This window comes from Sporotomaculum syntrophicum (assembly GCF_009932395.1).
GTDB lineage: Bacteria > Bacillota > Desulfotomaculia > Desulfotomaculales > Desulfallaceae > Sporotomaculum > Sporotomaculum syntrophicum.
The window spans coordinates 1-3,819 of the sequence record NZ_LSRS01000008.1 but is presented as its reverse complement, the minus strand read 5'-3'; the positions used below and the strand labels follow the sequence as shown (position 1 = coordinate 3,819).

Below are 3,819 nucleotides of genomic sequence, written 5' to 3'. Positions count from 1 at the left end.
GATTTAAAGACAACTTGTCCCACTTTTGCCGTTTCGTTAGCCGCTGTTTTATCTGAACGTAGTGGGATTTAAAGCAGCTTGTATAGCAGGCCNNNCTTTAAATCCCACTACGTTCAGATAAAACAAATCTTTCATAGTTAGTTATTGTTAATTCCTCCTTCTTTAAATCCCACTACGTTCAGATAAAACGGTGGATATTGGCTACAACTACCTGGTTGATTTTAACTTTAAATCCCACTACGTTCAGATAAAACCAACTACGGAAGCCTATTCCCCAACGAGGACACTATCTTTAAATCCCACTACGTTCAGATAAAACAAAAAAGAAAAGAACAGGCACAAAAGAAAAAAGAAACTTTAAATCCCACTACGTTCAGATAAAACATGCAAGCACTATAAAAACCAACCTTAAAAACTACACTTTAAATCCCACTACGTTCAGATAAAACGAGACCGAGCTGGGATGAGTTCTTCATGCAGCAAGCAGCTTTAAATCCCACTACGTTCAGATAAAACTAAGAGCATTCTGTGTGTGAGTGAATTGAGCAAACTGCTTTAAATCCCACTACGTTCAGATAAAACGAGGAAATGATGGCAGCAGCCAGCGTCACCCAAATTGCTTTAAATCCCACTACGTTCAGATAAAACGAGAAGATGGCCTACCAGCTTACATTGTTTCAGACGGCTTTAAATCCCACTACGTTCAGATAAAACGTGTTTCAGCTCCATGCACAGCTCCAGTGGTAATCCACTTTAAATCCCACTACGTTCAGATAAAACTGTATCAGTGTCATATATGCCTTGTTCCAATAGGTCACTTTAAATCCCACTACGTTCAGATAAAACCCAGGTAGCGGATGAGCTCAACAGCAGAATGGTACCTTTAAATCCCACTACGTTCAGATAAAACGAGCTAATCTTTTAGAAAAAGTATTAGAAGCACTATACTTTAAATCCCACTACGTTCAGATAAAACCATCATGGCAGATGTAATCGATAAAGTCGTTAGCCTCTTTAAATCCCACTACGTTCAGATAAAACCTGCCTCCGGACCGGCTTCACCAACGCCAATTATCTGCTTTAAATCCCACTACGTTCAGATAAAACGCTCACTGTGCACCTTAAGAAACGTGTATAAAACAGCTTTAAATCCCACTACGTTCAGATAAAACTGAAGCATGTCAGTGTATTCCGTAAATGCTTGGCTAACTTTAAATCCCACTACGTTCAGATAAAACGCAGAAGCTCCAAAATGGAAAGCAGGTGAATTTTAGGACTTTAAATCCCACTACGTTCAGATAAAACATGCCCCAGTTACTCCGCCAAAGGTATAATAGCGGACTTTAAATCCCACTACGTTCAGATAAAACGAAGGCATGCCGGGAGCTGGAGATAAAGCCAATCTACTTTAAATCCCACTACGTTCAGATAAAACGGAGTCACCCGGTTAGCATTGGCAGTCATACAAACAACTTTAAATCCCACTACGTTCAGATAAAACTGATTCAGAATGAATAACTTAGAATTAGCAAGATATCTTTAAATCCCACTACGTTCAGATAAAACTAGCAAACATATAAAAAGGAACAACCTTTTATTATCTTTAAATCCCACTACGTTCAGATAAAACGAATCCCAATTCAAACAATTTACCAGATGCGTAAACTCTTTAAATCCCACTACGTTCAGATAAAACTTTCGAATGATTCTCGGTAACGGCCGCTATAACTTTCTTTAAATCCCAATACGTTCAGATAAAACAAATTTACGACAGGGCAAGCGATACCAGTCGGAGGGCCTTTAAATCCCACTACGTTCAGATAAAACGAATTATTGAGCATTGTTCTGTTACCTCCTAAATTTCTTTAAATCCCACTACGTTCAGATAAAACCATCATCATAAGGTTGTTCTTTTAAATAAGGTAAAATCTTTAAATCCCACTACGTTCAGATAAAACGGGGTGGTGTAGCATGGCTGGGATGGGTAGTGTAATCTTTAAATCCCACTACGTTCAGATAAAACGTAAATGTCAATTTCCCTTACACCGCCGACATCCTTCTTTAAATCCCACTACGTTCAGATAAAACTCATAACCTGCGCAACAGCAAGGCTCTGAAAACGACTTTAAATCCCACTACGTTCAGATAAAACTAGTTACCGCAGGTGCATTTTGCGGTTTAATGTTTAGGCTTTAAATCCCACTACGTTCAGATAAAACGATCAAAGCAATAGAAACCCTGCAGCGTGTAGACATCTTTAAATCCCACTACGTTCAGATAAAACATTGAGCCACTGGGAAGACTTCTGTTTGCTGGGTTGCTTTAAATCCCACTACGTTCAGATAAAACAGGTATGCCGTGCTTATATAGCCAGCTTGCATGATAGCTTTAAATCCCACTACGTTCAGATAAAACGGTATTTTCTCAGCCAAGGGCAACTTTAAATTTTCTCTTTAAATCCCACTACGTTCAGATAAAACCAACAAACAGAACACTATGGATGTGCAGTTTATCATCTTTAAATCCCACTACGTTCAGATAAAACAAAAGTATCAGAGTTGGAGTCTCTTTATATAGCCGTCTTTAAATCCCACTACGTTCAGATAAAACTACCGCAAGCTTGACAGACTATTGTTCCCGTAAAGGTCTTTAAATCCCACTACGTTCAGATAAAACGCTGTGCGGCCTGAGCCAAACGCGTGACAATACCAATCTTTAAATCCCACTACGTTCAGATAAAACTCCATTTCCCTGGTGATCGTGTCTGGCCCGGAGGACTTTAAATCCCACTACGTTCAGATAAAACTGATAATAATGGGCGGTACAATTATAAATATATTGACTTTAAATCCCACTACGTTCAGATAAAACCCATAGGTTTGTTGCATATAGCGTAATATATTACCTCTTTAAATCCCACTACGTTCAGATAAAACCACCCATGAGGGACTGGATGTTACAGTTTAATAAAGCTTTAAATCCCACTACGTTCAGATAAAACGATCAAAGCAATAGAAACCCTGCAGCGTGTAGACATCTTTAAATCCCACTACGTTCAGATAAAACTTGCACGTTACAGCAATGACCAATAAACTAATCTTGCTTTAAATCCCACTACGTTCAGATAAAACGGTAATAAATCATCCTATAAAAATCTTCTATATCACTTTAAATCCCACTACGTTCAGATAAAACATGACTGAATTAGAAAAAGTTTTTGATTCATTAGACCTTTAAATCCCACTACGTTCAGATAAAACTGTATACCCAGATTGAACAGGCTCGGTTCAAACCTCTTTAAATCCCACTACGTTCAGATAAAACTATATAAATGCTTTTTAATAGTGTTTGATTTAGTGCTTTAAATCCCACTACGTTCAGATAAAACCCTTACATTCAGTTATCGCACCGGGTTTGTATTGCTGCTTTAAATCCCACTACGTTCAGATAAAACTATTGCCGAGCAACTTACTTGTATAACGATTCTCTCTTTAAATCCCACTACGTTCAGATAAAACCAATGTCGAGGCGATGTTGGCCGAACGTTTTTCAACACTTTAAATCCCACTACGTTCAGATAAAACCAATGTCGAGGCGATGTTGGCCGAACGTTTTTCAACACTTTAAATCCCACTACGTTCAGATAAAACGGAGATTGCAAGACAGGATAGTTAACTAACCAACCATCTTTAAATCCCACTACGTTCAGATAAAACTTAGCAAATGTTCCCTGGAAGCGGTATAGCAATCCGCTTTAAATCCCACTACGTTCAGATAAAACGATAAGTTTGATAGTACAGACCGGGCCAGAGAAGGCAT

1 CRISPR repeat array is annotated in these 3,819 nt (G+C 38.5%).

Features of this window, described 5'->3' with window-relative positions:
• Window positions 1–95 precede the first annotated feature (95 nt).
• Window positions 96–3,781: direct repeats of the CRISPR family, unit length 29 nt; unit sequence CTTTAAATCCCACTACGTTCAGATAAAAC.
• Window positions 3,782–3,819: the final 38 nt, after the last annotated feature.